The sequence below is a fragment of the Paenibacillus sp. SEL1 genome (assembly GCF_054602535.1).
Genome location: NZ_CM137723.1, coordinates 3327605 through 3351644, shown reverse-complemented (window position 1 = coordinate 3351644; position 24040 = coordinate 3327605). Strand labels below are relative to the sequence as shown.

At 47.7% G+C, this 24040-nt stretch carries 21 protein-coding genes and 1 riboswitch; of the genes, 1 reads left to right on the top strand and 20 read right to left on the bottom strand.

Annotated elements, in window-relative coordinates; all coding sequences use genetic code 11:
* Positions 1 to 31 precede the first annotated feature (31 nt).
* The 10 genes from ACYCSE_RS15205 to ACYCSE_RS15160 all read right to left on the bottom strand — a co-directional run bounded on the left by ACYCSE_RS15205 (position 32) and on the right by ACYCSE_RS15160 (position 10942).
* A complete protein-coding gene (locus ACYCSE_RS15205; RefSeq protein ID WP_028543099.1) occupies positions 32 to 841 on the bottom strand; it encodes a WecB/TagA/CpsF family glycosyltransferase in 810 nt (269 codons plus the stop codon).
* A complete protein-coding gene (locus ACYCSE_RS15200; RefSeq protein WP_459698616.1) occupies positions 819 to 2060 on the bottom strand; it encodes a glycosyltransferase family 4 protein in 1242 nt (413 codons plus the stop codon). The genes ACYCSE_RS15205 and ACYCSE_RS15200 overlap by 23 nt, the downstream gene beginning before the upstream one ends.
* Positions 2057 to 3289, bottom strand: a complete 1233-nt coding sequence (locus ACYCSE_RS15195; RefSeq protein WP_446674565.1) for a glycosyltransferase family 4 protein — start codon at positions 3287 to 3289, stop codon at positions 2057 to 2059. Before ACYCSE_RS15195 ends, ACYCSE_RS15200 begins: the two co-directional genes overlap by 4 nt.
* 750 nt (positions 3290 to 4039) lie before the next feature.
* On the bottom strand, positions 4040 to 5302 hold the full coding sequence (locus tag ACYCSE_RS15190; protein WP_061830266.1) for a hypothetical protein: 1263 nt from the start codon (positions 5300 to 5302) through the stop codon (positions 4040 to 4042).
* On the bottom strand, positions 5289 to 6632 hold the full coding sequence (locus ACYCSE_RS15185; protein ID WP_414126339.1) for a flippase: 1344 nt from the start codon (positions 6630 to 6632) through the stop codon (positions 5289 to 5291). Before ACYCSE_RS15185 ends, ACYCSE_RS15190 begins: the two co-directional genes overlap by 14 nt.
* A gap of 122 nt (positions 6633 to 6754) precedes the next feature.
* Entirely contained in the window at positions 6755 to 7744 is a 990-nt protein-coding gene (gene gmd / locus ACYCSE_RS15180) for a GDP-mannose 4,6-dehydratase (protein ID WP_013309172.1), read from the bottom strand.
* A gap of 22 nt (positions 7745 to 7766) precedes the next feature.
* On the bottom strand, positions 7767 to 8705 hold the full coding sequence (fcl, locus tag ACYCSE_RS15175; protein ID WP_459698613.1) for a GDP-L-fucose synthase: 939 nt from the start codon (positions 8703 to 8705) through the stop codon (positions 7767 to 7769).
* A gap of 36 nt (positions 8706 to 8741) precedes the next feature.
* Positions 8742 to 9440, bottom strand: a complete 699-nt coding sequence (locus tag ACYCSE_RS15170; RefSeq protein ID WP_039269544.1) for a sugar transferase — start codon at positions 9438 to 9440, stop codon at positions 8742 to 8744.
* Between the two features lie 85 nt (positions 9441 to 9525).
* Positions 9526 to 10212 (bottom strand): CpsD/CapB family tyrosine-protein kinase, encoded by a 687-nt coding sequence (locus ACYCSE_RS15165; protein ID WP_061830270.1) that lies wholly within the window; start codon positions 10210 to 10212, stop codon positions 9526 to 9528.
* Entirely contained in the window at positions 10193 to 10942 is a 750-nt protein-coding gene (locus ACYCSE_RS15160) for a YveK family protein (protein WP_039269541.1), read from the bottom strand. The genes ACYCSE_RS15165 and ACYCSE_RS15160 overlap by 20 nt, the downstream gene beginning before the upstream one ends.
* A gap of 327 nt (positions 10943 to 11269) precedes the next feature.
* Between ACYCSE_RS15160 and ACYCSE_RS15155 the strand changes: the two genes are divergently transcribed.
* On the top strand, positions 11270 to 11638 hold the full coding sequence (locus ACYCSE_RS15155; RefSeq protein WP_250267670.1) for a helix-turn-helix domain-containing protein: 369 nt from the start codon (positions 11270 to 11272) through the stop codon (positions 11636 to 11638).
* Positions 11639 to 11691: 53 nt separating this feature from the next.
* On the opposite strand, the gene ACYCSE_RS15150 is transcribed toward ACYCSE_RS15155, so the two are convergent.
* The 10 genes from ACYCSE_RS15150 to ACYCSE_RS15105 all read right to left on the bottom strand — a co-directional run bounded on the left by ACYCSE_RS15150 (position 11692) and on the right by ACYCSE_RS15105 (position 24020).
* On the bottom strand, positions 11692 to 11874 hold the full coding sequence (locus tag ACYCSE_RS15150) for a hypothetical protein (protein WP_322159462.1): 183 nt from the start codon (positions 11872 to 11874) through the stop codon (positions 11692 to 11694).
* Between the two features lie 312 nt (positions 11875 to 12186).
* Complete coding sequence (locus tag ACYCSE_RS15145) at positions 12187 to 14484, bottom strand: hypothetical protein (RefSeq protein WP_459698609.1); 2298 nt, start codon at positions 14482 to 14484, stop codon at positions 12187 to 12189.
* Positions 14485 to 14532: 48 nt separating this feature from the next.
* The gene (locus tag ACYCSE_RS15140; RefSeq protein WP_459698607.1) at positions 14533 to 16107 is read right to left on the bottom strand and encodes a glycosyl hydrolase; all 1575 of its coding nucleotides are present in this window, start codon (positions 16105 to 16107) and stop codon (positions 14533 to 14535) included.
* A 13-nt stretch (positions 16108 to 16120) separates the two neighbouring features.
* Positions 16121 to 16201, bottom strand: a riboswitch (cyclic di-GMP riboswitch).
* A 156-nt stretch (positions 16202 to 16357) separates the two neighbouring features.
* On the bottom strand, positions 16358 to 17734 hold the full coding sequence (locus tag ACYCSE_RS15135; protein WP_013309163.1) for a sugar phosphate nucleotidyltransferase: 1377 nt from the start codon (positions 17732 to 17734) through the stop codon (positions 16358 to 16360).
* 262 nt (positions 17735 to 17996) lie between these two features.
* On the bottom strand, positions 17997 to 18134 hold the full coding sequence (locus tag ACYCSE_RS15130) for a hypothetical protein (protein WP_250267664.1): 138 nt from the start codon (positions 18132 to 18134) through the stop codon (positions 17997 to 17999).
* 264 nt (positions 18135 to 18398) lie between these two features.
* Complete coding sequence (locus tag ACYCSE_RS15125; protein ID WP_061830275.1) at positions 18399 to 19727, bottom strand: UDP-glucose dehydrogenase family protein; 1329 nt, start codon at positions 19725 to 19727, stop codon at positions 18399 to 18401.
* A 5-nt stretch (positions 19728 to 19732) separates the two neighbouring features.
* The gene (locus tag ACYCSE_RS15120) at positions 19733 to 20833 is read right to left on the bottom strand and encodes a glycosyltransferase (RefSeq protein WP_023987424.1); all 1101 of its coding nucleotides are present in this window, start codon (positions 20831 to 20833) and stop codon (positions 19733 to 19735) included.
* Positions 20834 to 20861: 28 nt separating this feature from the next.
* The gene (locus ACYCSE_RS15115) at positions 20862 to 22010 is read right to left on the bottom strand and encodes a glycosyltransferase family 4 protein (protein ID WP_165176467.1); all 1149 of its coding nucleotides are present in this window, start codon (positions 22008 to 22010) and stop codon (positions 20862 to 20864) included.
* A complete protein-coding gene (locus tag ACYCSE_RS15110) occupies positions 22007 to 23194 on the bottom strand; it encodes a glycosyltransferase family 4 protein (RefSeq protein ID WP_069291327.1) in 1188 nt (395 codons plus the stop codon). The genes ACYCSE_RS15115 and ACYCSE_RS15110 overlap by 4 nt, the downstream gene beginning before the upstream one ends.
* Positions 23181 to 24020 carry a glycosyltransferase family 2 protein gene (locus tag ACYCSE_RS15105; protein ID WP_023987421.1) on the bottom strand — a complete coding sequence of 280 codons (840 nt, stop codon included), beginning with the start codon at positions 24018 to 24020 and terminating at the stop codon, positions 23181 to 23183. The genes ACYCSE_RS15110 and ACYCSE_RS15105 overlap by 14 nt, the downstream gene beginning before the upstream one ends.
* Between the last annotated feature and the right edge of the window lie 20 nt (positions 24021 to 24040).

Genomic DNA, 24040 nt, shown 5'->3' with positions numbered 1-24040 from the left:
TGCTGTCTTATTGCATCCGCTTTTACCGACTTCACTTCTCTATATCTCTTCCTGCAAGCCGATTATGATAAAGCGTAAGCCGTTTGTTTTGCCGATAAGATTTTAGAAAACGGTATACATACATCGGATTGTTATAGGCATACCTCTTCCATAATCGCTTCGGTTCGCAGATCAGACGATACAGCCACTCCAGCCCCAGCTTTTGTATCGCTAGTGGCGGTCTACGAACCTTTCCAGTGATATAGTCAAAGGCCGCCCCTACTCCAATCATCACGCCATGAATGCGGTCTTTGTTTCGATGCATCCATATTTCCTGCTTCGGGCAGCCTAAGCTGACGAATATGATATGCGCGCCGGACGCATTGATTTCATCAATGATCCGCTCCTCCTCATCTGGGTGAAGCTCACGAAATGGTGGTGAAAAGCTGCCCGCGATGCGGATTCCAGGGTAATCCTGTTCTACTCTTTCTTTTAAGCTATCCAGCGTATCCGGCGTACTGCCGTAAAAATATATACTTACCTTCGTCTGTGGCGCACGTTCGCACAACTTGAGCATCAGACTGGGACCATCTACCCGATCCTGACGCTCAAATCCGTACAGCTTAAGCGCCCATACCAACGGCATACCATCGGGAGTACACAAATCGGCTTGAGTGAGCGCTTCGTGGAACTCGGAATGATTCCCGGCTGTGACAATGGAATGCGTGTTGCAAATACAAACATAGCCGTCCTTTCGTTCGACTGCCCATTGTTCCAGCATGTGTACCGTCTCCTGAAACGTAAGTGCTGCAATATCTGCATCCGCAATCCTTCCGACTCTATATTGGGGCAGCTGCTTCATAATCACGCTCCTCCATCGCCTCGCTATATATCGCCATCAGCTGCTTCACATTCACTTCTTCCGTATAGCGTGCAGCGTAGTTTTCCAACACCTTCTGTCTCATAGCTGCATAGTTTTCATAAGCTACTGCACAGCGAATCACAGTCTTTATATTTTCCAAATCATCATGTTGAAAATGGAAACCCGTCACCCCGTCCTCCACGACTTCCTCCAGTGCACCCAGCCGGCTGCATAATACCGGAGTTCCAACAGAAAAAGACTCTACAATAGTCATGGGAAATCCTTCATACCAAATGGAAGGCACCATGACATACATGGCCCGGCTCATGCAATCCAGTACCGTGTCTCCATCCTGCTTACCGAGAAACCGAACATCTTCCTGCGGATAAGCAGCGGTCAATTCAGCCTTTTCCGGACCATCCCCAATGATGACCAGTCTCAATCCCCCCCGATCTTCCAACTGTGACCAAGCTTGCAGCAGATTGCGAACCCCTTTTTCAGCTGAAATCCGCCCCACGAACAATAAATAACGATCATTCGGGTCATACTGGGTTTTCACTGTTTTATGATGGACAAAATTTGGCTTTACCGCGATACGATCCAGTGGAATACCGCTTTCGGCAAATTTGTCCCGTGCAAATTCTGTCAGCGCAATATAGCGACTTACCTTGTGCTGCCATGTGCCGATCAGATCGTTGAACTTAATCATCGCCGCTACCGGAATCGTCTGAAGCTGTGAACCTCGATAGCATCCATGACGGATGGAATGCAGCAGCGTGCCGTGCAGACATTTTTCACAAACCTTATTCCCTCGCATAAAGGTTGCCGCCGGACAAATCAGCCTGTAATTATGCAGTGTCTGGACAACCGGAATCCCCAGCCGTTCACAAGCATGATAGACCGAAGGGGATATAACCGGGAAAAAATTATGCACATGTACCACATCTGGCTTCACCTGTAAAAGCAGCTTCTTGATTCTTTTGAATTCCGGCAGGGACCATGCCGCCTCTACCGCCAGCTTTGCCATGTTCGCTAGCCCTCTGCTTTGAATGCTGTCGTTGTGCACATAGTAATGCTCTGTCTCTATTCCTCTGGAACGCAGCATAGCTGATTCTTGCTCGACAACCTTGTCTTCTCCCCCGCTTTGCTGATAAAAATTATGGATGATCAGCACCTTGCTCACAGGAGGGCTCATCTGTCTGCTGACCTGTTGGCTCACGTGGTTGCCCCTCTTTCCTGCGTTGATTGCATAGCGTGGTTCGAGCTCGTAGGTTTGATCCCTTGATGACTTACTATTTCATCCGCAATGCGATCCCACGACATACGCTCGACCGTAAGAAAGGCCTTCTCCGCCATACTTCGTCTCAGCTCAGCATTATCCAGCAAATCGCCTATTCGACCAGACCATTCCTCTTCTGAAAAGCTTCTCAGCATCACTCCGCTCACTCCGTCCTCAAGCAAGGTAACCGAGCCCCCGTTTACCGAAGAGATAATCGGGACGCGAAACAGCATGCTTTCCAGCAGCACCATACCAAAAATATCGTATTGGGTCGGAAACAGCATCACATCCGCCGCTCCGTAAACCTGCCACAGATGACGTTGCTCCACTCTTGAAAAATGTATAATACTGTCCGTTATTCCCAGTTCATGAGCATATGTCCAATAGCGGTCTGTGTCCGTCTTCCGTCCATCCCCGACCATTAACAAAAGGCAGCTAGGATGCTTTTGGAGTACCCTTTTGAACGTAGTCAGCATAAAACGTATATTTCTCCGTTCCTCCAGTACACCAACATACAGTAGCACCGGACGATCTCCGATTCGACGCAGCTCATTCGCGACCTCACGGTTTTCCTCACGTTCTCCGCTTATGTCTTCACTGTTGTTACTGGTGTCACTATCGAATGCTCTCTCTACTTTACTGCGATCCAGTCCGACCCCAATCGTAACCACGTTGTCAAAACCTTTATTCTCCAAATAGCGCTTGGCAAGATCGGATTTGACATAGGTACGGCGTAGAGATTTTGCTACCTTCGGAAGCAGCATAATATCGTACAGTTTGCGGATCAGCGCGTGCGTGTTATCTCGGTATGGGCCGTGATACAACGCCAGCTTATCAGGACATTTGCGAGAAAGCAGATAGGTCATGATCTGGTTGTATTCTGTAGTAATGACCAGACCATAGGCATCCAGAAAAGAATCTTTGAGAACATCTCTGTAGATGCTGTTGCTTAAGAACTTAAACCCGTGGAGCCAGATAATACGCAAGGTGCATCCTTCGTGACGGTAGACCTGTTCCAGATGGGTTTCTTTACGATCGTTGTAGTAAACAATATCGCAATCATAGCCTTTTCGAACGAGTGCTTTGCCCAAACCGACTTCCTGTAAATTGTATGAGTCCCCGTTCACTTTGCTGGCAAAATTGCGGAGATACAATATTTTTTGAATCATCATCAGGGCTCCTGCCATTTCATATTGGGTGAGTTATGGAGCATGGAGGGTTCAGAGAACGCTGCGCGTTCCATTTGATCTTCCGATCGCTGTTGCAGTGGGATTCCTGGATATATAAAACATTCCGAGGTAAGAATCCCACTGCAAAGGCGAACGCTAGCGCTTCTTCAGATTCAAATGGACGGCTCCGCTACTGACCGCCGGGTCCATAAAGTCACCCCATTTCAAAAAAGGAATGCTGGGCATGAAGTGCCCCCCGCTGCGCGGATACGCGAGCACGGATGCATGCAGAGCGTTGACTTCGTCAAACGCTTGTGAACTTGGCACGGTTATGGCACGCTCACAAGCAAGCATGCCTATACTACCGCTAGGCTGACCACAAGATCTTAACGATGACTAGATTGTCGCCTGCTAAAAGATTGCTATCCACCAAACGCTGTCACCTTGACAGAGAACTGTGCTGAGTGTGCCCTATACGGGCATGCATGCCCGGCGTTCGCGGCGATAGGGCGAAGCTATCGCCAGGCGGCTCTTACCTTCCCCACTCTAGGGGCTGGGGGAAATTATTTTTGGCGGCGGTGGGTAGCGGAGGGTAAGGATTTGAATCTGGAGAAGCGTCAGCGTTCGCCTTTGACGTGGGATTCCGCCCTCTGTAGGGCTTTATTCAAACAAAGGAATCCCACGTCAACAGCGATCGGAAGATCAAACCCGTCCCGAAGCGGCCTTCCATCCACAATAGTTGCTCCAGGATCAAACCCGCCCCGAAGCGGCCTTTCCCCTCCAACTTGAATGTTCACGCTGCCTTTCCTCCGTCATCTGCATATTAAAATGATCTGCCCCTTTGAGCTGGGCAGCTGCCATATCTGCCACTAGAGTCACACTCGATTCCATCGGCACAAAGCGGTATTTGTAGGCTGTAAGCCGATGATCCGTTTCGTGAAATAAAATATCCTGAGCGTAATTCCCCCATCGGTCCTTGGGCATCAAATCAATGGTCATGCTGGCATGCGCAGAGGGCAGTAGCATATTAGAGCCGTGGATACCGATTACTAATTGGCTGGCTGCGTATACCTCGCAGACCCGCAGCTCACTTTCTCGGTCGAAGCGTGTGACACGCTCATCAGAAATCCATGCCGGGAAGCTCCCGGTACGCCCAAGTCCAGCAACTGTAAAACGATGATCTGGGAAGCTTTCTTTTAGCCTACGGAACAGCCGTATGATTTTACTGCGTTGATGATAAATTAGCGGTTTTAGCCCACGTTTGAGCTGCGGAAATTTCTGTACCGCTCTTGCGATATGATGGCTGCCGCTCCACAAGCGATCTTCCCTCCATACGAAGGTAATGCGCGGCTCCGACTCACGCCCCTCGTCATAGCGGGAGACACCTGTAAACTGCTCAATATCAAACTGATTGGGATGTGAATATGCCGGGCTGACATACACCTCATCAAAACGCATCAGTTCCTCAATCATCCGATGATGTAGTACAGGATAAAAGTTACGTGCCCTGCTGAATGGCACATCAACCGTCCAAATTTCAGACACATATGCTGGCACCATCCACTCCAGCGACTTTTGCACAATGACGATAATTCCCAGGTCCGGGGATTGCTCGTATTCGCGTTGCACATTGAGCAGCTTGAGCAACGCATGACCATACAAATAATCCATAGTGTTGACGATGATTACACGTGTAGAAGCTTTCATTTTATGCACGGTCATGCCGACTGCTAAGTCATAGGAAGGATTCATCAACGATTGCCGCAAAGGCTCTCCGAGCCATTTTCTCGACTTCGCATCACCGGTCAAAATATAGTCAGGCATTTCTACACGATAAGGTGAATACGTGGCATGACCGACCCTCATGTCCTCGAGATATTCGCGTCCGCACCCCTCACACGCAGTACTGACACATACATGGATTCCCTGCCACAGCACCTCTCCACCACGTACCTTACCTCCACAATGCGGGCACTGTTCCTCATGCCGAACAAACGGTTTAATGGGTATCATGATTGTTCTCTCCAACTTTCGGTACTGTAATTTGAACACGCCAAAAGGTCAGGATGGACTTCATCATCCAACCCAAATTAGATTTAACTTCCTTAAACAGCAAATCTAATAGAAATACAGATATCGTAAAGGACAAGATCGTCGCCACTAACGACCCTCGGACACCAAGCAAAGGGATTAGCGCGTAATTGAAAGCGATATTCGTAACCGCCCCTACCACCGAGGTCAGCAGCGTGTATCTAAACAAATTTTCATTGGTAATAAACAAGCTTTTAGCAACACTGAAGTTAGTGAAAAACAGACGAATCGCAAACAGAGACAACAGCGAACCTGCTTCGGTAAATTCTCTCCCATACAGCACAACCACTACCCATTGGGATAGAAAAAATAAAGGTACCGAGGTCACAAGAAAGCATATAAACATCAGCCGATACACCTTGGACAATGTCTGTCTGTATTCGTCACTTCCTTTCTGCTTGGAACGCGTCACCACCGGAGCATAAGCCGTCGTCAGAACGACCGGAATGAAGCCCAGCACTTCGATGAGTCGGAGTGCAACGGAGTATTGCCCGACCGCAGCGTTCCCCAGCAGTTCACCGATAATGACTTGATCGATCCGTGCCTGTACATATACAGCAGAGGATGACAATATAAGCGGCCAGCTGTGATTCATGATTCGCCGAGCTGTGGTTAAGCGGAACGTCCATCGGTTCACACGTCGTCCTTCCTTATGGAAGAAATACAGCAGCAGCAGGCTTCCCAACAGAAACTCTCCATGAGCACACAACGCCACCAACCATATCGGAACACCGGACAACAAAAGAATGATTTTGAGGGTGGAGCCGAGAACAAAAGCGGTATTCTTGGCAACGACCGTGTATTTGGACAGCATCTGCGCACGAAACCAGTAGTCGATGATATCAAACAATTGAAATATCGAGGCCGTAGCCAGGATCAGATTGATCAACCGCACTGAACTATCTTCCGGTCTGAGCAGTGAAATGAAGGAATAGGACAGTACAATGGCTATCAGAGTACCTACCAATTTCAGCAGAACCGCCGTCCCCAATAGCTCATGCTCATCCTTAGGGTCTTTGACAAGATCGCGTACTAATATAGAATCAAAGCCAAGGGTCGTGAAAATCAGAAACATGCCGAAAAAGGATTCCGCATAATTCCACTTTCCCAGTTCCTCTGGTCCCAACACTCTCGCCATGATGATGCTGACTGCCAGGCCAAACACCATGCGAATCATTTTGTCACCGAACAGCCAGGATGTATTCACTAGCAAACTTCTGCGCGGTTTGGCGCGTTTTTTGACTAATGTCATAGGTTTTACTCCATCTTAAAAAATGACCTTGCGCACAGCCTTATAACCTGCTGTTCTGTCAATGCAGCTGCAATCATGTACAGCGAAGAGCCCCCCGCTCAGGCGGGTGGCCTCTCCATCTCTTACACGACGACAGAAGCTTCAACTGCAGCCTGCCTTTTTACCCGCTCCAAGTCTGTATCTACCATCATATGAATGAGCTGCTCGAAGCCTACTTCCAATCGCCAGCCCAGCTTTTCTTTCGCCTTGGCACAATCGCCGAGCAATAAATCCACCTCTGCCGGACGGACAAATTGAGGATCGATCACGACGTAATCCTCATAATTTAAACCTACATGGGAAAAGGCAATTTGCAGCAGTTCACGTACAGAATGCATTTCTCCCGTGGAAATGACGTAATCATCCGGTTGATCCTGCTGAAGCATCAGCCACATCGCCTTTACATAATCGCCTGCAAAACCCCAGTCTCGCAGTGAATCCAAATTTCCCATGCGCAGCTCCTGCTGCAACCCTAGCTTGATACGAGCTACCGCATCCGACACCTTACGCGTTACAAATTCCAGTCCTCGGCGTGGCGATTCGTGATTGAACAGAATGCCAGAGCAAGCAAACATATCAAAGCTTTCGCGATAGTTCACTGTAATCCAATGGCCGTACACTTTGGCTACACCGTAGGGACTACGTGGGTAAAACGGAGTCGTTTCTGTCTGGGGTGTCTCCAGCACCTTACCGAACATCTCGCTGCTTGACGCCTGATAAAAGCGCGCTTCCGGTTTGGCAATTCGAACCGCCTCCAGCATATTGGTGACAGATAGCGCTGTAATCTGCCCTGTAGCCAACGGCTGCGGCCACGAGGCCGCTACAAAGGATTGAGCAGCCAAGTTGTAGACCTCATCTGGGTCGGACTGACGGACGGCTTCGATCAATGAAGCCAGATCGGTCATATCACCGGAAAGCCAATGGATGTCATTCTGGATATGCGCTACATTTTCAAAGTTCGGTGTGCTGGTTCGTCTGCGCACCCCGTACACCTCATAATCCTTGGACAGCAGCAACTCAGCCAGATAGGACCCGTCTTGTCCGGTAATCCCTGTGATCAGCGCTTTTTTCATTCCAATTCCCCCACCGTTTTTTTTATTGTTCAACCAGATCCAGGCCTTGAAATGCCTGATACACAGACTTTAATCCCTCTTCTAGTGAAATACGCGCCGACCAGCCCAGCCCGGAAATTCGGGATACATCTACCAACTTACGCGGCGTTCCATCAGGAGCGGAGGTGTTAAAGGTAATTTCTCCCTCATAGCCGACTACATTCTTCACTCGTTCAGCCAGCTCACGAATGGAGATATCCTCACCTACGCCGATATTTACAATTTCATTTCCTTCATAATTGTTCATCAGGAACAGACAGGCTTCAGCCAGATCATCAGAATGAAGAAATTCTCGGCGCGGCGTACCAGAGCCCCATACTTCTACAGTCGGAGATTGATTCAGCTTGGCTTCATGAAACTTGCGGATGAGCGCAGGTAGCACATGAGAGGTCTGGAGATCAAAATTGTCGCCCGGACCGTATAAATTCGTCGGCATCACAGAAATAAACCGAGTTCCATACTGACGGTTGTAGGACTGACACATTTTAATCCCGGCAATTTTAGCAATCGCATAGGCCTCATTAGTAGGCTCCAGTTCACCCGTAAGCAGATATTCTTCTCGCAACGGCTGCGGAGCAAATTTAGGATAGATACAGGTAGAGCCGAGGAATAACAGCTTGCCTACATTCGCCCGGTATGCCGCATCAATCACATTCGTTTGTATAAGCAGATTGTCACGGATAAAATCAGCCGGATATTCGTTATTCGCCAAAATCCCACCAACCTTGGCCGCTGCCAGAAATACATAATCCACAGGCTCTGTTTCAAAAAAATGATCTACGGCCTCTTTATTGCGTAGATCCAGTTCACGGCTTGTGCGAGTAATAATATGACGGTAACCCGCATTCTGAAGCGCTCGGACAATAGCGGAACCCACCAGTCCGTTATGCCCTGCTACATATATGTTGGAATGAAGATCCATACTTATCCCCTACCTTCTTCGTGAAAATGAAAGACTTTAATACGCATCCTTGGAGCCTAGCAGCACACGAAATGTTTTCAGCATAATGATCATATCTGTGCGGAAACTGCGTCTGGATATGTACTCCAAATCCAGTTCTACCATCTGGTTAAAGCTTAGATGATTACGACCGCTGATCTGCCATAGACCAGTGCAGCCTGGTGTAACCGTCAGACGCAGCTTATCCCTCACTGTGTAATTATGGACTTCTCTTGGCAACGGGGGTCTGGGTCCTACCAGACTCATCTGCCCACGCAGTACATTGAACAGTTGTGGCAGCTCGTCGATGCTCGTTCTGCGAAGAAAGCGACCCACACGGGTAATTCGGGGATCGTCCCGCATTTTGAACATCGCACCCTCAATTTCATTTTCCACCAGCAGTGCAGACAATCTGGCTTCGGCATCAGACACCATGGAACGAAATTTGATCATGCGAAACGGACGCTCATTTTTCCCAATACGTACTTGATAAAATAATGCACTGCCTTTTGGGTCCTCCAGCTTAATCAGCAAAATGACAAGCAGAAATACCGGGCATAGCACGATGATTCCAATGAAAGACAATATAATATCCATGCTTCGCTTCACGAACGGGTATACGTTCCATCCTTGCCGCCGTTCAAGCCCATGAGCGACCGAATATACATCCACTGACGCGCCCAGCACTTCGGCCTCGTTCGAGCGGGAAGAAGACACGTCTCATCACCTCGCTCCTTATTGATAATTATCATTTATACATTGTTAAAAGAATTTTATATACTCTCATTTTCCTCCTTTTTATTCATGTCAGATTGCGTTCCTCCATACCTCTCTCGGCGCGGGTATTCGAACGCTTCACATTATTAAGTACGACACCCAGAATGCGCGCCTTTACTCTTTCCAAATTCGCTTTTGCTTTCTTGACGACATCCTTTTTGACCTTCCCTGCCTGCACCACCAGAATGACTCCGTCACACATAGCGCTTATAATTAAGCCATCCGGAAAGGACAGCAACGGCGGCGTATCCATTAAGATCACGTCATAATGTTCTTTTAGCTCAACCAGCAGAGCATTCATTCTGCGGGAACTGAGCATCTCGGACGGATTGGGCGGGTTCGGCCCGGCTGTAATTGCATGCAGATGGTCAATCCCGGTTTCCTGAACCACATCCTGCCATGCCTGTTGATTGGCAAGCACCCGTGTCAGCCCTGTATGATTACGCAAACCAAACATATGGTGCAAAGAGGAACGACGCAGATCCATGTCCATAATCAGCACCTTTTTCCCCTCTTGCGCATAGGTTACAGCCAAATTGCTAATCGTGACCGTTCTGCCTTCACCCGCCTGAGCGGACGCCACCATCATAACCTCAATCGGCTCGTCTATAGAAGAAAACTGGATGTTAGTGCGAAGCATGCGGTACTCCTCCGAAACGGAAGACTGAGCATGTAGGGATGTAACGAGCTGATTATTGATTAATCGCGGCATATTGCCCTTCACCTACCTGTTTAGGAGTTGTAGTCGAGCTGTCAGAGCGTTTATCTTCTTTTTTCATTTTCGTAATCAGGGATAAGGTAGGCAGACCGAGTTCTTTTTCAATATCCTCTTCATTCTTAAATGTATCATCCAGTACCTCCAGCAAAAATGCCAAACCGATTCCCAACAATAAAGAGGTGACAAAAGCAATAAATATCTGTATAGCGGGATTACTGTTCACGGGAACTGCTGGATCATTCAGACTGGCTTCGCTTAGGATAGTGACATTGTCCATTTTCATGATAGAGGGAATTTGCCGTTTGAATACTTTGGCTACCGCATTGACGGTTTTCACAGCCTTCGTATACGATAAATCGCGGATTGTTACATCCATGACCTGTGAATCACCTGCGGTGTTCACTCTTAATTTTTGCGCCAAAGCTGACGGAGTGACCTTAAGGTCGGGGAAGCTGGCGACCACCTGATCCATAATCGCCGAGGAGATCATAATTTGCTTATAGGAGTTCGTTAAGGCTATATTCGTTTGAACTACACTGTAATCGACGACACCTGCACGATCCGGTCGTGGCGTCTGGTTGATAATGAGCTTTGCGGTAGCTTCATAAATCTGCGGGGTAAAATATACATTTTTTATGCCCACTACAGTACATACCAGCAGTACGATGCTACCAATCAACCACATTCTTTTACGGATCAAACGGATGTACTCTTTCAACTGCACAAGACCAGTCCTCCCTGATTGACTTGTTTTCGATGCAATAACGCTTGTACTGATCCTCTGCATAACGGGGAAAAGAACGATGCATGACCCTCTAATCTATAGTAAAATGTTGTATAATAGCGCATAGAAGGTCTAGCCAGCGAATAAGCACAAAATGCTCAATAATCGGTGGCCTCTTAGGGTATATAAACGAAGACATAAGTGAAAACTATGAAATAAAGATACGTTATGTAACTTACATAACTAATTTATGATACAAAACGTATCTTGTCAAGCGTAAAATTGCTTTTTTACCTTTCTTAACCTTGCCTTCAGGAGGAAAAACAGATGAATTATGGCACCCGCATCGCTGAATTACGAGAACATAAGGGATTAAAACAAGAGGAACTAGCGCAATCCCTCGGAATTACGCGGGCAGCTCTTTCTCACTATGAAAAAAATAGGCGCAAGCCAGATTTTGAGATCCTGACCAAGCTCGCTGATATTTTCGGGGTAACGATTGACTACTTGGTGGGACGTACGAGCCATCCGGCGGCAATACTGGATTCAGAAGTGAGGGAATTTGTGGACCAGCTTGAACTGTCCGACGAGGATATTCTGCAACGTTTCAACCTGACCATTGACGGACGTACCTTGTCCGAGGAAGAAGCCAAACGTTTTATTGCATTTGTCCGAATGGAACGAATGATGGAATAAAGAAAGCTTCCGATTGCTTCACGTCTCGCTCAAGTAAGACCAGCCGTTGGATTTTACACGCGCTTGTCCTTCCGGTATGTGGTTCCCTCAGCGTCGTTTTCTAGCCATTCTGGCATCGTGAACCCACATTGGAGCAAAATGTCCCGGATGTCCAAGTCGATAGCGGCTTTGTCTACTTTCCGTGCGTTGTTTTGAAAAAGAGGGTTGTTCACCCCTAATTCTGTCTCCTTGTTCATTCAGCACTAACCTCGCTTTATTATTCTTGGTCACCGGAAAGAGATTTCCTACAAAACCATGTATGTATAGTCATGAACAAAACTATTATATATGAATACATACCTGCAATGTTGTCGTCTTATGACGAGAATATAAAAGGATTTTCTTATTTTTTTCTTCATTATACGTAAAGTATTGGCAAATCAGAACGATTTTCCAACAAAAAAGAACCTGTCAGGTCCTATTTTCTCCTGATAGGTTCTTTTTTGTTTTATTTCGAAATGATGTTAGGTATTCGTTAACTCAGGTCCTATATACATTCCGATCTGTTATTAAGCGACCTCGGCTGCCTGGGAAACCTGAGTGCCTCCGGTCGCCCGGACTTTGTAGACATAGTGGCCTCCAGCTTTTACTGTGCGGTCTGTATACGTGTTTCCCGCTACTTGCGAGGCAATCACCTGATAGGCCCCGTCGGTCCCGTCAGCACGCAGCACATCATAGGAAGATACGCCTTCTGCCTGAAGCCAATTAATCTTTACCGCCCCATCCTGAACAGAGGCAGCCTTCACCCCTGTTGGGGCTGAAGCTGCGGTCTGATCTGTACTTTTTAATTCCAAAATATATTGTACCGCTTCACCAGGACCCAGCTTTTCTTCAAAATCAAGGGCAGGAGAAGCCTTGAGCCCTGATATGGAACGCTGTGCCTGACTGTAAGTAGAACCTGCTCCAAAACGTTCACCCGTGTACAAACCGGCTTTCGGCATCGTTACCCGTACACGAACGGTCTGCGGGGTAGCTTCGAAATTCACTAGATTCACCAGCAATTTGTCTGAAGTAGCGCCGCTACCTGCCAGCGGTTTAAGCTTGGACGTATCCACTGCACGAACATACACCATCTTATCCTTGGTATCCTCTGGATTCAGCACTGTATAAGTCAGAGGTTTTCCATGGGTGGCATAGGCTAAGCTCAAGCGTCTCATGATCTTAACGCGGGTGTCCTGTCCTTGCCCGAACGGATAAATTTCTGTGTTGGCCGGGTTATGACTTTGCAGATCGAAGCCTGTTTTAAACAGCGTATAATCCTTATAAAAAGCAGCGTGCTGGATAAACATATCGGCAAACCCGATTTGCGAACGCATAATCCGGTCGAATGCGGCCGCTTGTGGCTGACTAGCCCCGTAATCGGGATTGTCCCGATGTGTATCGTTGGTACCGAACTCCGTGTTCAGCATCTTCTTCGCCAGTCCATTGCTGGAACCGCCGAAGGTTTTCAAATTTTGGACGAAGCTGCCGCCGCCCTCTTCATTATACGATTCACCATAGGCGTGTCCATTGGTCAGGTCGGTAACTTCCTCCAGCTGTTTACGCTGCTCTGGGTCCCGTTCCCATCCATCTGGGTCACCGCATTTTTGCGTACCACTGGTTTGATTTTTGCACGCCTTGGTAGAGTACGTTGGCCAGTAGGCCCAGCCCGGTGCTACGGTTTTGAGATGCGGTGCCAATTGCTTGCCTTCTGTATTCAACCACTTGGCCACAGCCAGGTTTACCGCCTTGGAGCGATTAAATAATCCAGGTTCGTTATCTACTTCATAATATTGAAGATAAGAACCGTATTTTTTTACATAATCGCGCAACTTTTGCTTGGCCGTCTCTGGCAGAGAACCATCTTTTTGCAGCTTAATATCACCTGTATATAAATACAAAGCAGACGATTGCATATTATACTGCTTTAACGTTTGATAGTAATCATCCACGTCTGTACATGCCTTGCCCACATTACTGGCACAGGTGACCCTCATGACGTTGCCACTATAAGCAATGCCCAGCCACTTGAGAACGTATGGTAAATGCTTAACTGCACCCTGATCATAATAAAATTCTTTATTGTTCACATTTGTTCCGGTCAGTATATATTTACCGTGTACCGGTTCGGCCGCAGGTGAAGCTAACGTCTCCAAGCTCAAGTCATCCCAAGTCCACCACACATTTTTATCTTCCGCAGAGGAGCAGTATAGGCAGCGCGCTGTCTTTAGCTTGAGTACGTTAACACCGCTTTGCAATTGCTCTTTGGGTATATATAACTCGTAGTTGTTTTTGAAATTATAAGCACTCCCAGTACCGGATACCCCGGCAATCTGAATAATACCGGACAGCTGATGATTTGAAAATACAGCCATTTGCGGGACTGCTTTGCCCGCATCCAAAATCCGAACACGGAATATCATACCATTGGGAGGTATCTGATTCAGCTTATACTGAAGTGTCAGTTCAGGGTTCGTGGACGCATTCAAACCGGGAGGAATATCTCCACTGCTGAGCAATACCGGAACTGTTGTACTCTCTTCTGCTACCGACAACGCTGACAGTGCTCCTTTAGCAGACGATTGGGTAGTGGCAGCTGCTGTAGAAATATCGATATTATCCCTACCGACCACACCTTTGAATTCCGCTGAAGAGTCATCCCTCTGACCCAGCTTCCATACTGGACTGGCAGCCGCTACTTTATCCGTCTGCAATTCTGCGCTTCTTGAAGGCGTGTATATAAACCAAGCAATCATCGCTATAGCTACGACCGCTAGTAGTCCAGATAAAACGACTGTATACCTATGGGATAACCATTTTTTTATCATATGATCCACCCTCTCTCCTCATATTTTTGGACCGGGAAAGAGTATCAATCAAGGAAGAAACAAAGCGTTTCCGGGAATCACCGCTTTCGCTTCATGCTGACTTTCCCACATTAGACGTGCCATCGCGTCGCCCATTTCATCATAGTATTCTACTTTTAAATCTACCATTTTGCCTGCTTCCAAAGTAATACTGCCTTTACGCTCCGTCCAGCTTTGTTTGAACCAGCTGTCAATCACCAACTTGCCGTCTACCCATACACGAATACCATCATCGGATATCGTTGTGAACGTATAGGTCTCGCTATATTGTGGTTTGATTTTACCCGTCCAGCGAACCGAGAACTGATCGGCATTCACCTTTGGATCAGCTGCATTGGCGCGCCAGTTGTAGTCCAGCTTGCTATCTGTACGGATCAAAGCAGGACTTCCATTCAAATTCATATTGTTAAAATATTCGCCCTGAAGCCCGTTCACATATACCACATCAGGAACGGAAGGAGGGGTCGGAGCCGGGATAGGCTCACTTTGTCCCTCGTCCGGTAAGGTCGGTACATCTGTCCCAGGTTGTTCGATTGCTGCCAGCCCATTCTTCACATCATCCCGTGTCAAACTCTTCGAATCATTCATATAATCCTGTATTTGATTTGTTGTGTTATTCTCGGTCAGCATCTTGCCCCAAGTCATGGAATATACCCATTTAGGCTGAGCCTGCAACACCTCAGAACTAGGCATCTCACCATGCTCCCCAATGGCAATCGGCTTATTCCGTGCCAATCCAAGCAAGCCTTCGTAATGACTTTGCTTAAAATCATTGTTGTAAATGTCTACTGCCAAAATGTCCACTTTGTCATCCCCCGGGTATTTCGGGGTATACGGAACAGTATACGAATTGGGCGCATTCGGACTCCATACCCACAGCAGATTGTTCAATTGATGTGTGTTTGTAAAACGGTCATACATGATATTCCATAGCTGATTGAAATTAGTTTTGTTTCCCCACCAGAACCAGTCACCATTCATTTCGTGGTAAGGTCTCCACAAAACCGGAACCCCTGCATCACGAAGCTGCTTTAACGAAACAGCGACCTTATCCAGATCGGCAATGAGGAGGTTATACTGCGTAGTACCTGGGGTCACGTATTTGTTGAACTCTGTCTGACTTACTTTCGCCTGTACATTGGCCCAAGTCAGTGGCCTACCCGGTAGCGCTTCATGAAAAGTCATCGTCACAATACCACCGGATCTGCTCCAACGGATAGCACTATCGACGACATTTTTACGTTGTGCTGCTTCCGTAGCGTCAGATTGACCAGAGATAGCTCCCATCTCATAGCCGTGTACACCAACATATGCCTGACTGATTTTTTGGACCTTGTTACTTAATTCATCCGGACTTTCCAAATAATCATGCTGACCGGTGACTATTTTTTCCCCTGAGATGTTGAGTAAATAATTGTATAGTTCACGGGCCTGAATAGAAGCGTCCGAATTAACAGGTTGTAATGAAGCAGCATTCGCCACAGACAGAGAATCACCAAAACCGACGGGCAACAATGAAAAAAGCATAACAACGGGGAGTACATGACGTATCAGTCGATACAGAGGAATAAAATTGAATCTCACTTTCGCTCTTCCTTTCGGTAGCCAGGCTGCCATCCTTGTAGAAGGCCCTTTAGCTTTGCGTACCTGCCTTTCGACAGGGCTGCGTTTATCGTTGGAAGGAGTTTGGATTCCTTCTTACCCTAAGTATCGACTTTCTTTTACCAAAATTTAATAGGTCATGTTCATGAATTTACAGGTTTTCGCCCAATTTCGACAGTTTGAGCTATGAATTTTCATGAATTCGTCTTTTTTTTCGTTTTTACGAAAACAATTATGAGATAAATTGGTGACGGGAAATTTCATTCCAATCCATACAAAAGCGGACAATATCCTCTTCAACCAATTCAGAACCAGTCTGCACCTCAATAAAATCCACATCGGTCACAGCCAAAATGCTATGCTTCGTTCCTTCAGGAATGCGAACTACATCACCAGCTTTTACTTTGTGCAGCTTCTCATTCAAAATAATTTCCGCTTCACCGCTAATAATGGTCCAAATTTCACTCCGTTTGAAATGAAGCTGATAGCTGATATTTTTGCCTTTCCGTACGCGGATTCGTTTGGTCAATACCTCGTTACCCTCGTCATACTTGACATAATCCACAACCCGATACTGCCCCCAACGACGTTCTTCATACATTGGACGCTGATCATGAGCCTTGAGCACTTCCTTAATGCGAGGACTTTCAGCCTTATTGGTCACAAGAATACCATCCGGGCTAGCGGCTACAATCAGATCATTCGTTCCAATGATCGCCACAGGAATGTCTAACTCGTTAATAAGACTCGTATTGACGCAATCCTCCGTTACTACACCTCTGCCCACTTGTTGATTAGACATTTCTTCTGTGAGCGTATTCCAGGTGCCCAGATCCTTCCAAAAACCATCATACGGAAGAACTACGATATCCTTTTCCTTCTCGACTACTTCATAGTCAAAGCTGATTTTTTCCAGAGATGCGTATTGCTTTTGCATTTCTTCATAATTCAGCGGCAAACCCTTGGATGCCAAGATATCCAGCAAATAACTTAATTTGAATGCAAAAACCCCGCAGTTCCATAGAGCATTGCGTTCAATCAGACGCTCCGCCTGCTCCCGGTCGGGTTTCTCTTGAAAATGGCTCACTTCGCGGTAGCCAGTGCTACCTTGGGTGGCATCGTTTTTCGGAATAATGTAACCATATTTCTCTGAAGGATAGGAAGGGACAACCCCGATTAAAGCAAGCTTGCCTTCACTCTCCTGGAGTGTATGTTCCAGCTGGGCTACGGAAGCGAAGAAAGCATCCTCAACATAAGGATCTACAGGCAAAATAGCTATAATTTCATCAGGGGAAACACCAGCAATGGAATATAGATAAGTCGCTGTCAGCGCAATCGCAGGAAAGGTGTCTCTGCGTTCCGGCTCAACAATGATGCGCGTATTCGGCCCGACCTGACTCTGGATCATTTCGACCTGTGCTCTCCCTGTCGCAATAAACGAGGATTCTGATAATCCGTTGTCTCCCAATTGTCTCCATACCCGCTGTACCATGGATTCCGAAATCCCCTCTGGGCTCTCCAGTACCTTCAAAAATTGTTTGGAACGGGAATCGTTGGACAAAGGCCATAATCTTTTACCGGAACCACCAGACAAAAGTACGAGCTTCATAACTCTCCACTTCCTCTCTATATTGGTTGGATGATCGGATGGGGCAAAGTTGAGTAGCCCGCTACGGGCTGGATTTGATCTTACGATCGCTGTTGCCGTGGGATTCTTTGGATTGTGTAAGACATTTATATGTAAGAATCCCAAGTCAAAGGCGACCGCTCCGCTTCTCCAGATTCAAATCCATTCCTGCGCTACTCAAAAATGCATCATGCCGATCATACCGTTTATTGCAAAAGGCACGACCGGACATTATTAAGTCCGGTCAGCCTGTAAAAATCTCACGCTTTCGGTGCTTGCACGCTGTGCTTGCAAGCTTCAAGTAATCGAGGTTTCGTAACGCCTTGCCCAGATTGCCTTCGGCAACCGCAATGGCGTACTTGATCGGAAGGAGCGGCTTCAACCGCGCCGCTCCCTCCGATACGCCCTTCCTACTCCCCCCATAAGGTGGGAGTTTAAAAACTGTGACTCCACGGCGAAAAGCAGCGGAACGGGCAGAATTGTTCTGAAGAAGCGTCAGCGTTTGCCTTTATCCCCGGATTTTAACCTTTGAATGTTTTATATAATCCAGAAAATCCGGGGGTAACAGCAATCGGAAGAACAATCTGCACGCGCAGCGCCTTCAGCGCCTCCAACACCGCCACAGTCACTTTTTAATCTGTCACTTTTAAACTTCCACTTTATCCCGATTCCACCCACTCATCCGCGGACGACCCACGGAGTAGTATTCCAGCCCGGAGCCTTGGATCTGTTCCTCAGCGAATACGTTACGACCGTCAATGAGAACCGGCTTGCGCAAAATGGAGGCCAGTTGTACGAGATCGACTTTTTTGAACTCTTCCCAATCGGTCAACAGGCACACAGCGTCGCTACCTTCAGCGGCTTGCTGTGGGGATGAGCACCACATAATATTCGGGTGATCCACGCGCTCCTTGAATTTATCCATCGCAATGGGATCATACAGTTTGACAATAGCGCCTGCCTGAATGAGCGTTTCTACGATTTCCAGTGCTGGAGCTTCGCGGATGTCATCTGTATTTGGCTTGAAGGCGAGGCCCCAAATGCCAATGGACACACCGTTCAGTTGACCCAGCGATTCGCGCAGCTTGGATACAATCATAAAGCGCTGGTCGGTATTCACCTCGACCACCGATTTCAATAACTTAAATTCATAGTCTACATTACCTGCAATTTGGATAAGCGCATTTGTGTCTTTTGGAAAGCAAGAGCCACCATACCCAATCCCTGCTTGTAGGAAAGAGGAGCCAATCCGTTTGTCCATCCCCATACCGTCAGCCACACAGGTTACATCGGCGCCAACCTTTTCGCAAATATTAGCGATTTCGTTAATGAACGAAATTTTAGTTGCCAGAAACGCATTGGACGCGTATTTGATCATTTCAGCACTACGGATATCCGTCACATAGATTTTATCCGTGAACACCTGATGCAGAGTGACCATGGTTTCACGCAATCCTGTATTGTCCAAACCAATAATGATGCGATCCGGATAAAGCGTATCATTGATGGCTGAGCCTTCTCTCAGGAACTCCGGCGCGGAGACGATATCGAAAGACAAACTCGTGTGACGAGCCAACACGTCCTTAATCTTTTCGTTCGTTCCGACAGGTACAGTACTCTTGGTCATAATAATCTTATACCCGTTCATGGCTTTCCCAACATCAGCGGCCGCCTGTTCAATGTATGACAAATTCGCCTCGCCGTTAGCCAGAGAAGGTGTACCTACCGCCAAAATTACGATATCCGAGCGGCGTACCGCATCGGCCAAATCCGAGGTGAACTCCAACCGGCCCGCTTCCAGATTCAACGCGATCAATTCCTCAATACCCGGTTCATAAATCGGAGATTCTGCCCGGTTCAACATGTCGATTTTGTGCTGCTCCAGATCGACACAAATCACCTCATTACCTTTTTGCGCAAAACATACACCCGAGACGAGTCCAACGTATCCAGTACCGATTACAGCCAGCTTCATTCCGTTCATCCTCCTTTTAGAAAGTTCACATAGGCTTGTTCTACATACTTTTTTAATTGATCCTTGAAGTTTTCTTCATCAAATTTGCGGGCATGGGTAATGATATCGTCCACATTCCACGCATGTTGCTCAACCTTTTCGACGGCCTCCAGCACATCCTCTACTTGATGCTTGCGGAAAAATACGCCGTTCACATGAGGAACAATCGTATCCAGCGCTCCCCCACCCTGAAAAGCGATGACAGGCCGTCCGGCCGCATTCGCCTCCAAAGGCGTAATACCGAAGTCCTCTTCACCCGGAAAAACGAGTGCTCGGCATTCTGCCATCAGCTTGTTAACCTCTTCATCCTCAAGCCTGCCGAGGAACTCAATGTTCGGGGCAGCCATACCTTCGAGTCGTTTACGGTCCGGTCCTTCACCCACAATGCGCAGCTTGAGACCGTTACGTTTGAATGCTTCGATCGCGAGATCGATGCGCTTGTAGGACACCAATCGGGATACGATCAGGTAATAGTCACCGATGTTTGTAGCGCGTTTAAAACGGGATGTATTAATAGGTGGGAAAATCACATCCGAATCCCTTTGGTAATAGTGCAAAATTCTTCGTTTAACAACCGAAGAGTTGGCGACAAACTGGTCTACGTTGCGAGAAGTTTTGGCATCCCATGTTTTCAACCGGTTCATGTACAGCTTGAGCATGTTTTTGAGCAGGTTGGATTTGGACTGCCGGGCCATATATGTATCGTAATCCCAGGCAAACCGCATCGGTGTGTGACAATAACAAATGTGAAACGTATGTTTGGGTACCTGGATGCTTTTCATAAATGCACTGCTGGAGCTTAAAACAATGTCGAAATCCCTAAAATCAAAATCACGGATAGCAATGGGATACAGCGGCAGCACTCCTTTGAAGTTGTCCTTCACTCCTGGGACTTTTTGTAGCCAAGTGGCTCTAATATCCGCATCCTTCAAGTTACGCGACAGGCGGTCGTCGCTGAACACCGTTGTGAAGATAGGAGCCTCCGGATACATATCGTGGAATACCTCTACTACCCTTTCCGCTCCGCCCATTTGGATTAAGTAATCGTGTGCTATCGCTATTTTCATCTGAATCATCCTTTAACGCGAATGTCGGTCAGACTCCTGCCAACAAACCCTTATAGTAATGAACTATATCCTTAACTGTGTTCTCGATGACAAAATGCTTCTTGACCCGTTCCATCCCTCTCTCACCCATCTGCTGACGTTCTTGTGGATGCTCCAACATCCAGCGGATGGCTGCTTCCAGCTTAGCCGGATCACCCGGTTCAATAAGCAGCCCGGTTTCATGGGGTACCACCGTTTCCTTGGGTCCACCCTCATTGGAAGCAATCACGGGGAGACCCGCAGCCATGCCTTCAATAATGACCTGACCGAATGGTTCTGGTGTAATAGAGGTATGAATCAGCAAATCACAACGCTGCATCAGGCCTTGAATGTCATCGACGTGTCCCAGCAGATTGACGTTAGCCAACCCGTATTCGCGCATCGTGGACTCTAATCGTTGCTTGTATTCCTCTTCTCCGAACAATGCATCTCCAGCCAGCCAGAATTTCACGCGCTGATCCGGTAAAAAGGAGCGTGCTGCTTCCAGTAAAATATGCTGTCCCTTCCATTCCGCCAATCTGCCGACCAATACGACGTTAAACGAGTCATCACCACGTACATGGGCAGCCGTGTCACGTGCTGTAATTGCTTTGGCAAAAGCGGAATAAACGACAAGCGTCTTTTTGTCCGGGGGTAACTCCAACGCACTCAGCGTGGACTTGGAATTAGCAATCACTCCGTTGGGCAAAAAGCGGGACATCAGCCGAATCCCTTTGGCCACAATCGGCTTCAGATACGGCGGACCGATGTGGTCACGGATATGCCAGATCAAGGGCAGCTTCGCCGATTTGGCGGCTACTGTACCATACAGTGCAGACTTGAGCGAGTTCGTGTGAACGCACACGACCTTTTCCTCACGCAGCAAGGGCGCAAGTTTTCTACCGTAAGCCAGCAAACGAAAAGCTGCTGCAGGCGCACCTAGATTCACGGCATTCCGTCCCCGATTGCGAATCGAATCGTCCAATGGAACGATGCGCACATCAATATCACGCTGCCGAAGCCGATCTGCCAAATCGCCCTCCTCTGCCAAAATAACGAGCGGGTCGATATGTTCCCCGATATTCGTCAGTATGTTGTACAAAGCGACTTCGCCGCCGCTCCATCTTGCCGTATGGTCAATATAAGCTACTCTCATCATTTCGCCGCCGCCTTTCTATCAAGGACCTGTCGGAACACCTCTTCCACCTGCTCCGCTACATGTCCCCATGTATATCTGCTCAGGACATGGTCCCGGCATTCCCTTGCATTCGGTAGAAGTTCACGATGATCCAGCACACGCAGCAACCCTTCAGCAATGGCTTCACTATCCGTTCCCTTGAACAAAAGCTCGGGACGGAATCCTCTTAAAATCTCCTTGTTGCCACCCACAGGAGTCGCCAGCACCGGCAGTCCCGAGGCCATCGCCTCTACTGTGATCAGACCGAAACCTTCCAGTGCCTGTGTGGGTACAACGAACAAATTCGATGCTTGGTGGTACAGTGGAAGCTCCTCATCCGACACATAACCGAGCAGCCTTACATGGTTATGAAGATTGTATTCCGCCACCTTGGAAGCCAATTCCTCCATCAAGGGGCCCTTTCCTCCAATCAGCAACACATGATCAGGATGACGCTCGGTTACTCGTCGCCATGCTTCCAGTAGCTGTAGTAGTCCCATTCGATTAACAAGACGACGAACGGTTAGCACAATCGTCGCATTTTGCGGCAAATTCAGGCGCTTCCGCACCGCTTCTTGATCCTCTGCCGGGTGGAACCTTTCTACATTCGCCGCACCAGGAATAATATGAATTTTGCTGAGTGGAACTTTATAGTGCTCATGCAAAATATCCCGAAAAGTTTCGCTGAGCACTATAAATTTATCCGCCAGTCCGTAGGCCTTCATCTCAATGGATTTGGCCAACGTCGTTTTTAGCAAATGCTTGATGCCCTGTCCTTCAATCTTCATTTCCTCCGTCCACGGTCCGTGAAAGGTGGTAACTACCGGGATTCCTCTTTTTTTCGCCTCCAGCGCCGGTCCGACACCATAGGGAGCAAAATGGGAATACAGTACATCCGTCGGTTGCTTGTCGAACAGCTCTGCTGCATATTTTTGCATTAGCTCTCGACGCTTCCACATGGATTGCTGCTTGCTGCCAATCGAATGAATCCGAATACGGTCGGGCGCCTGCGGCTGCTCGTCACTACAGATTAGAGCATCCAGCGTATTGCGCTCTAACGTAAGCTGCTCACAGATGGATTTGAAATATGTGTTGAGGCCTCCTGGCTGCAAGGACGGCCAGCTCAGCCCCGTTGCCGCAATACGAAATCCGTTATTGTACGACATAGCTGGTTTCTCCTTTCTGCTCGGTATGTCCGTCATCCACGATTTCTATCTTTTTTCTCCGCTTGGTTAGCTCATAATGCTTGAAGCAGACGAGAAACTCATACATCACCCAGAATACTGCTACGGCAAAACCCGCCAATCCCTTGCGGTATAAGCCTTGGACAAAATACTTCTGCACAAAGCGGGCAGGAGGCCGCCACAACAGTCTGGTAATCCGAAAGGATCTTCCTTTGTTAAATGCCGTCTCTGCTTCCAGATCTGTATATTTGTTAAAACGGGTCATATGATCACTGATGCTGCGGAAGCCGTAGTGCCATAACACGCCCTCCAGATTGACAATCTGGGAAGAGGCTACATCCGGCATTTCATGAACAAGACTATTCGTAATGCCATAAATACGCCGATTGTACAAACGAACCAGGTATTCGCCTTTGTTCATCCATTTGCCGAGAAAATCTCCAATCCGGAATACGGAATATGCTTTGGCCGGATCGTGGAGCGTTTCCTTTACTTTCAACAAGTCTCCAAGCAACTCTGCATCCACTACTTCGTCCGTATCAATCAGGAATATCCAATCAAATTCCGCTTTTTCAACACCAAACATGCGCTGCTTGGCATAACCGGGCCACGGGTTAGAAAACACCCGACAGCCCAAGGATTCAGCTACCTGAATCGTATTGTCCTTGCTCCCTCCGTCAATGACGACGATATCGTCCGCAAAGGGCTTGCAGGATTTAATGGCGGCTGTGATTCGAGTGCCATCATCCTGAGCGATAATAACTACGGATATCCGGTTGTCCGCGGGAACGCTAGACATGTGGTTCATTAGCGGGTGCCTCCTTCTTT

Bases quoted from the DNA above. Each gene is read 5' to 3' on its own strand.
- ACYCSE_RS15205 (WP_028543099.1), bottom strand. From the start codon at position 841: ATGAAGCAGCTGCCCCAATATAGAGTCGGAAGGATTGCGGATGCAGAT.
- ACYCSE_RS15195 (WP_446674565.1), bottom strand. From the start codon at position 3,289: ATGATTCAAAAAATATTGTATCTCCGCAATTTTGCCAGCAAAGTGAAC.
- ACYCSE_RS15190 (WP_061830266.1), bottom strand. From the start codon at position 5,302: ATGATACCCATTAAACCGTTTGTTCGGCATGAGGAACAGTGCCCGCAT.
- ACYCSE_RS15185 (WP_414126339.1), bottom strand. From the start codon at position 6,632: ATGACATTAGTCAAAAAACGCGCCAAACCGCGCAGAAGTTTGCTAGTG.
- gmd (WP_013309172.1), bottom strand. From the start codon at position 7,744: ATGAAAAAAGCGCTGATCACAGGGATTACCGGACAAGACGGGTCCTAT.
- fcl (WP_459698613.1), bottom strand. From the start codon at position 8,705: ATGGATCTTCATTCCAACATATATGTAGCAGGGCATAACGGACTGGTG.
- ACYCSE_RS15165 (WP_061830270.1), bottom strand. From the start codon at position 10,212: ATGCCGCGATTAATCAATAATCAGCTCGTTACATCCCTACATGCTCAG.
- ACYCSE_RS15155 (WP_250267670.1), top strand. From the start codon at position 11,270: ATGAATTATGGCACCCGCATCGCTGAATTACGAGAACATAAGGGATTA.
- ACYCSE_RS15150 (WP_322159462.1), bottom strand. From the start codon at position 11,874: ATGAACAAGGAGACAGAATTAGGGGTGAACAACCCTCTTTTTCAAAAC.
- ACYCSE_RS15145 (WP_459698609.1), bottom strand. From the start codon at position 14,484: ATGATAAAAAAATGGTTATCCCATAGGTATACAGTCGTTTTATCTGGA.
- ACYCSE_RS15135 (WP_013309163.1), bottom strand. From the start codon at position 17,734: ATGAAGCTCGTACTTTTGTCTGGTGGTTCCGGTAAAAGATTATGGCCT.
- ACYCSE_RS15125 (WP_061830275.1), bottom strand. From the start codon at position 19,727: ATGAAGCTGGCTGTAATCGGTACTGGATACGTTGGACTCGTCTCGGGT.
- ACYCSE_RS15120 (WP_023987424.1), bottom strand. From the start codon at position 20,833: ATGAAAATAGCGATAGCACACGATTACTTAATCCAAATGGGCGGAGCG.
- ACYCSE_RS15115 (WP_165176467.1), bottom strand. From the start codon at position 22,010: ATGATGAGAGTAGCTTATATTGACCATACGGCAAGATGGAGCGGCGGC.
- ACYCSE_RS15110 (WP_069291327.1), bottom strand. From the start codon at position 23,194: ATGTCGTACAATAACGGATTTCGTATTGCGGCAACGGGGCTGAGCTGG.
- ACYCSE_RS15105 (WP_023987421.1), bottom strand. From the start codon at position 24,020: ATGAACCACATGTCTAGCGTTCCCGCGGACAACCGGATATCCGTAGTT.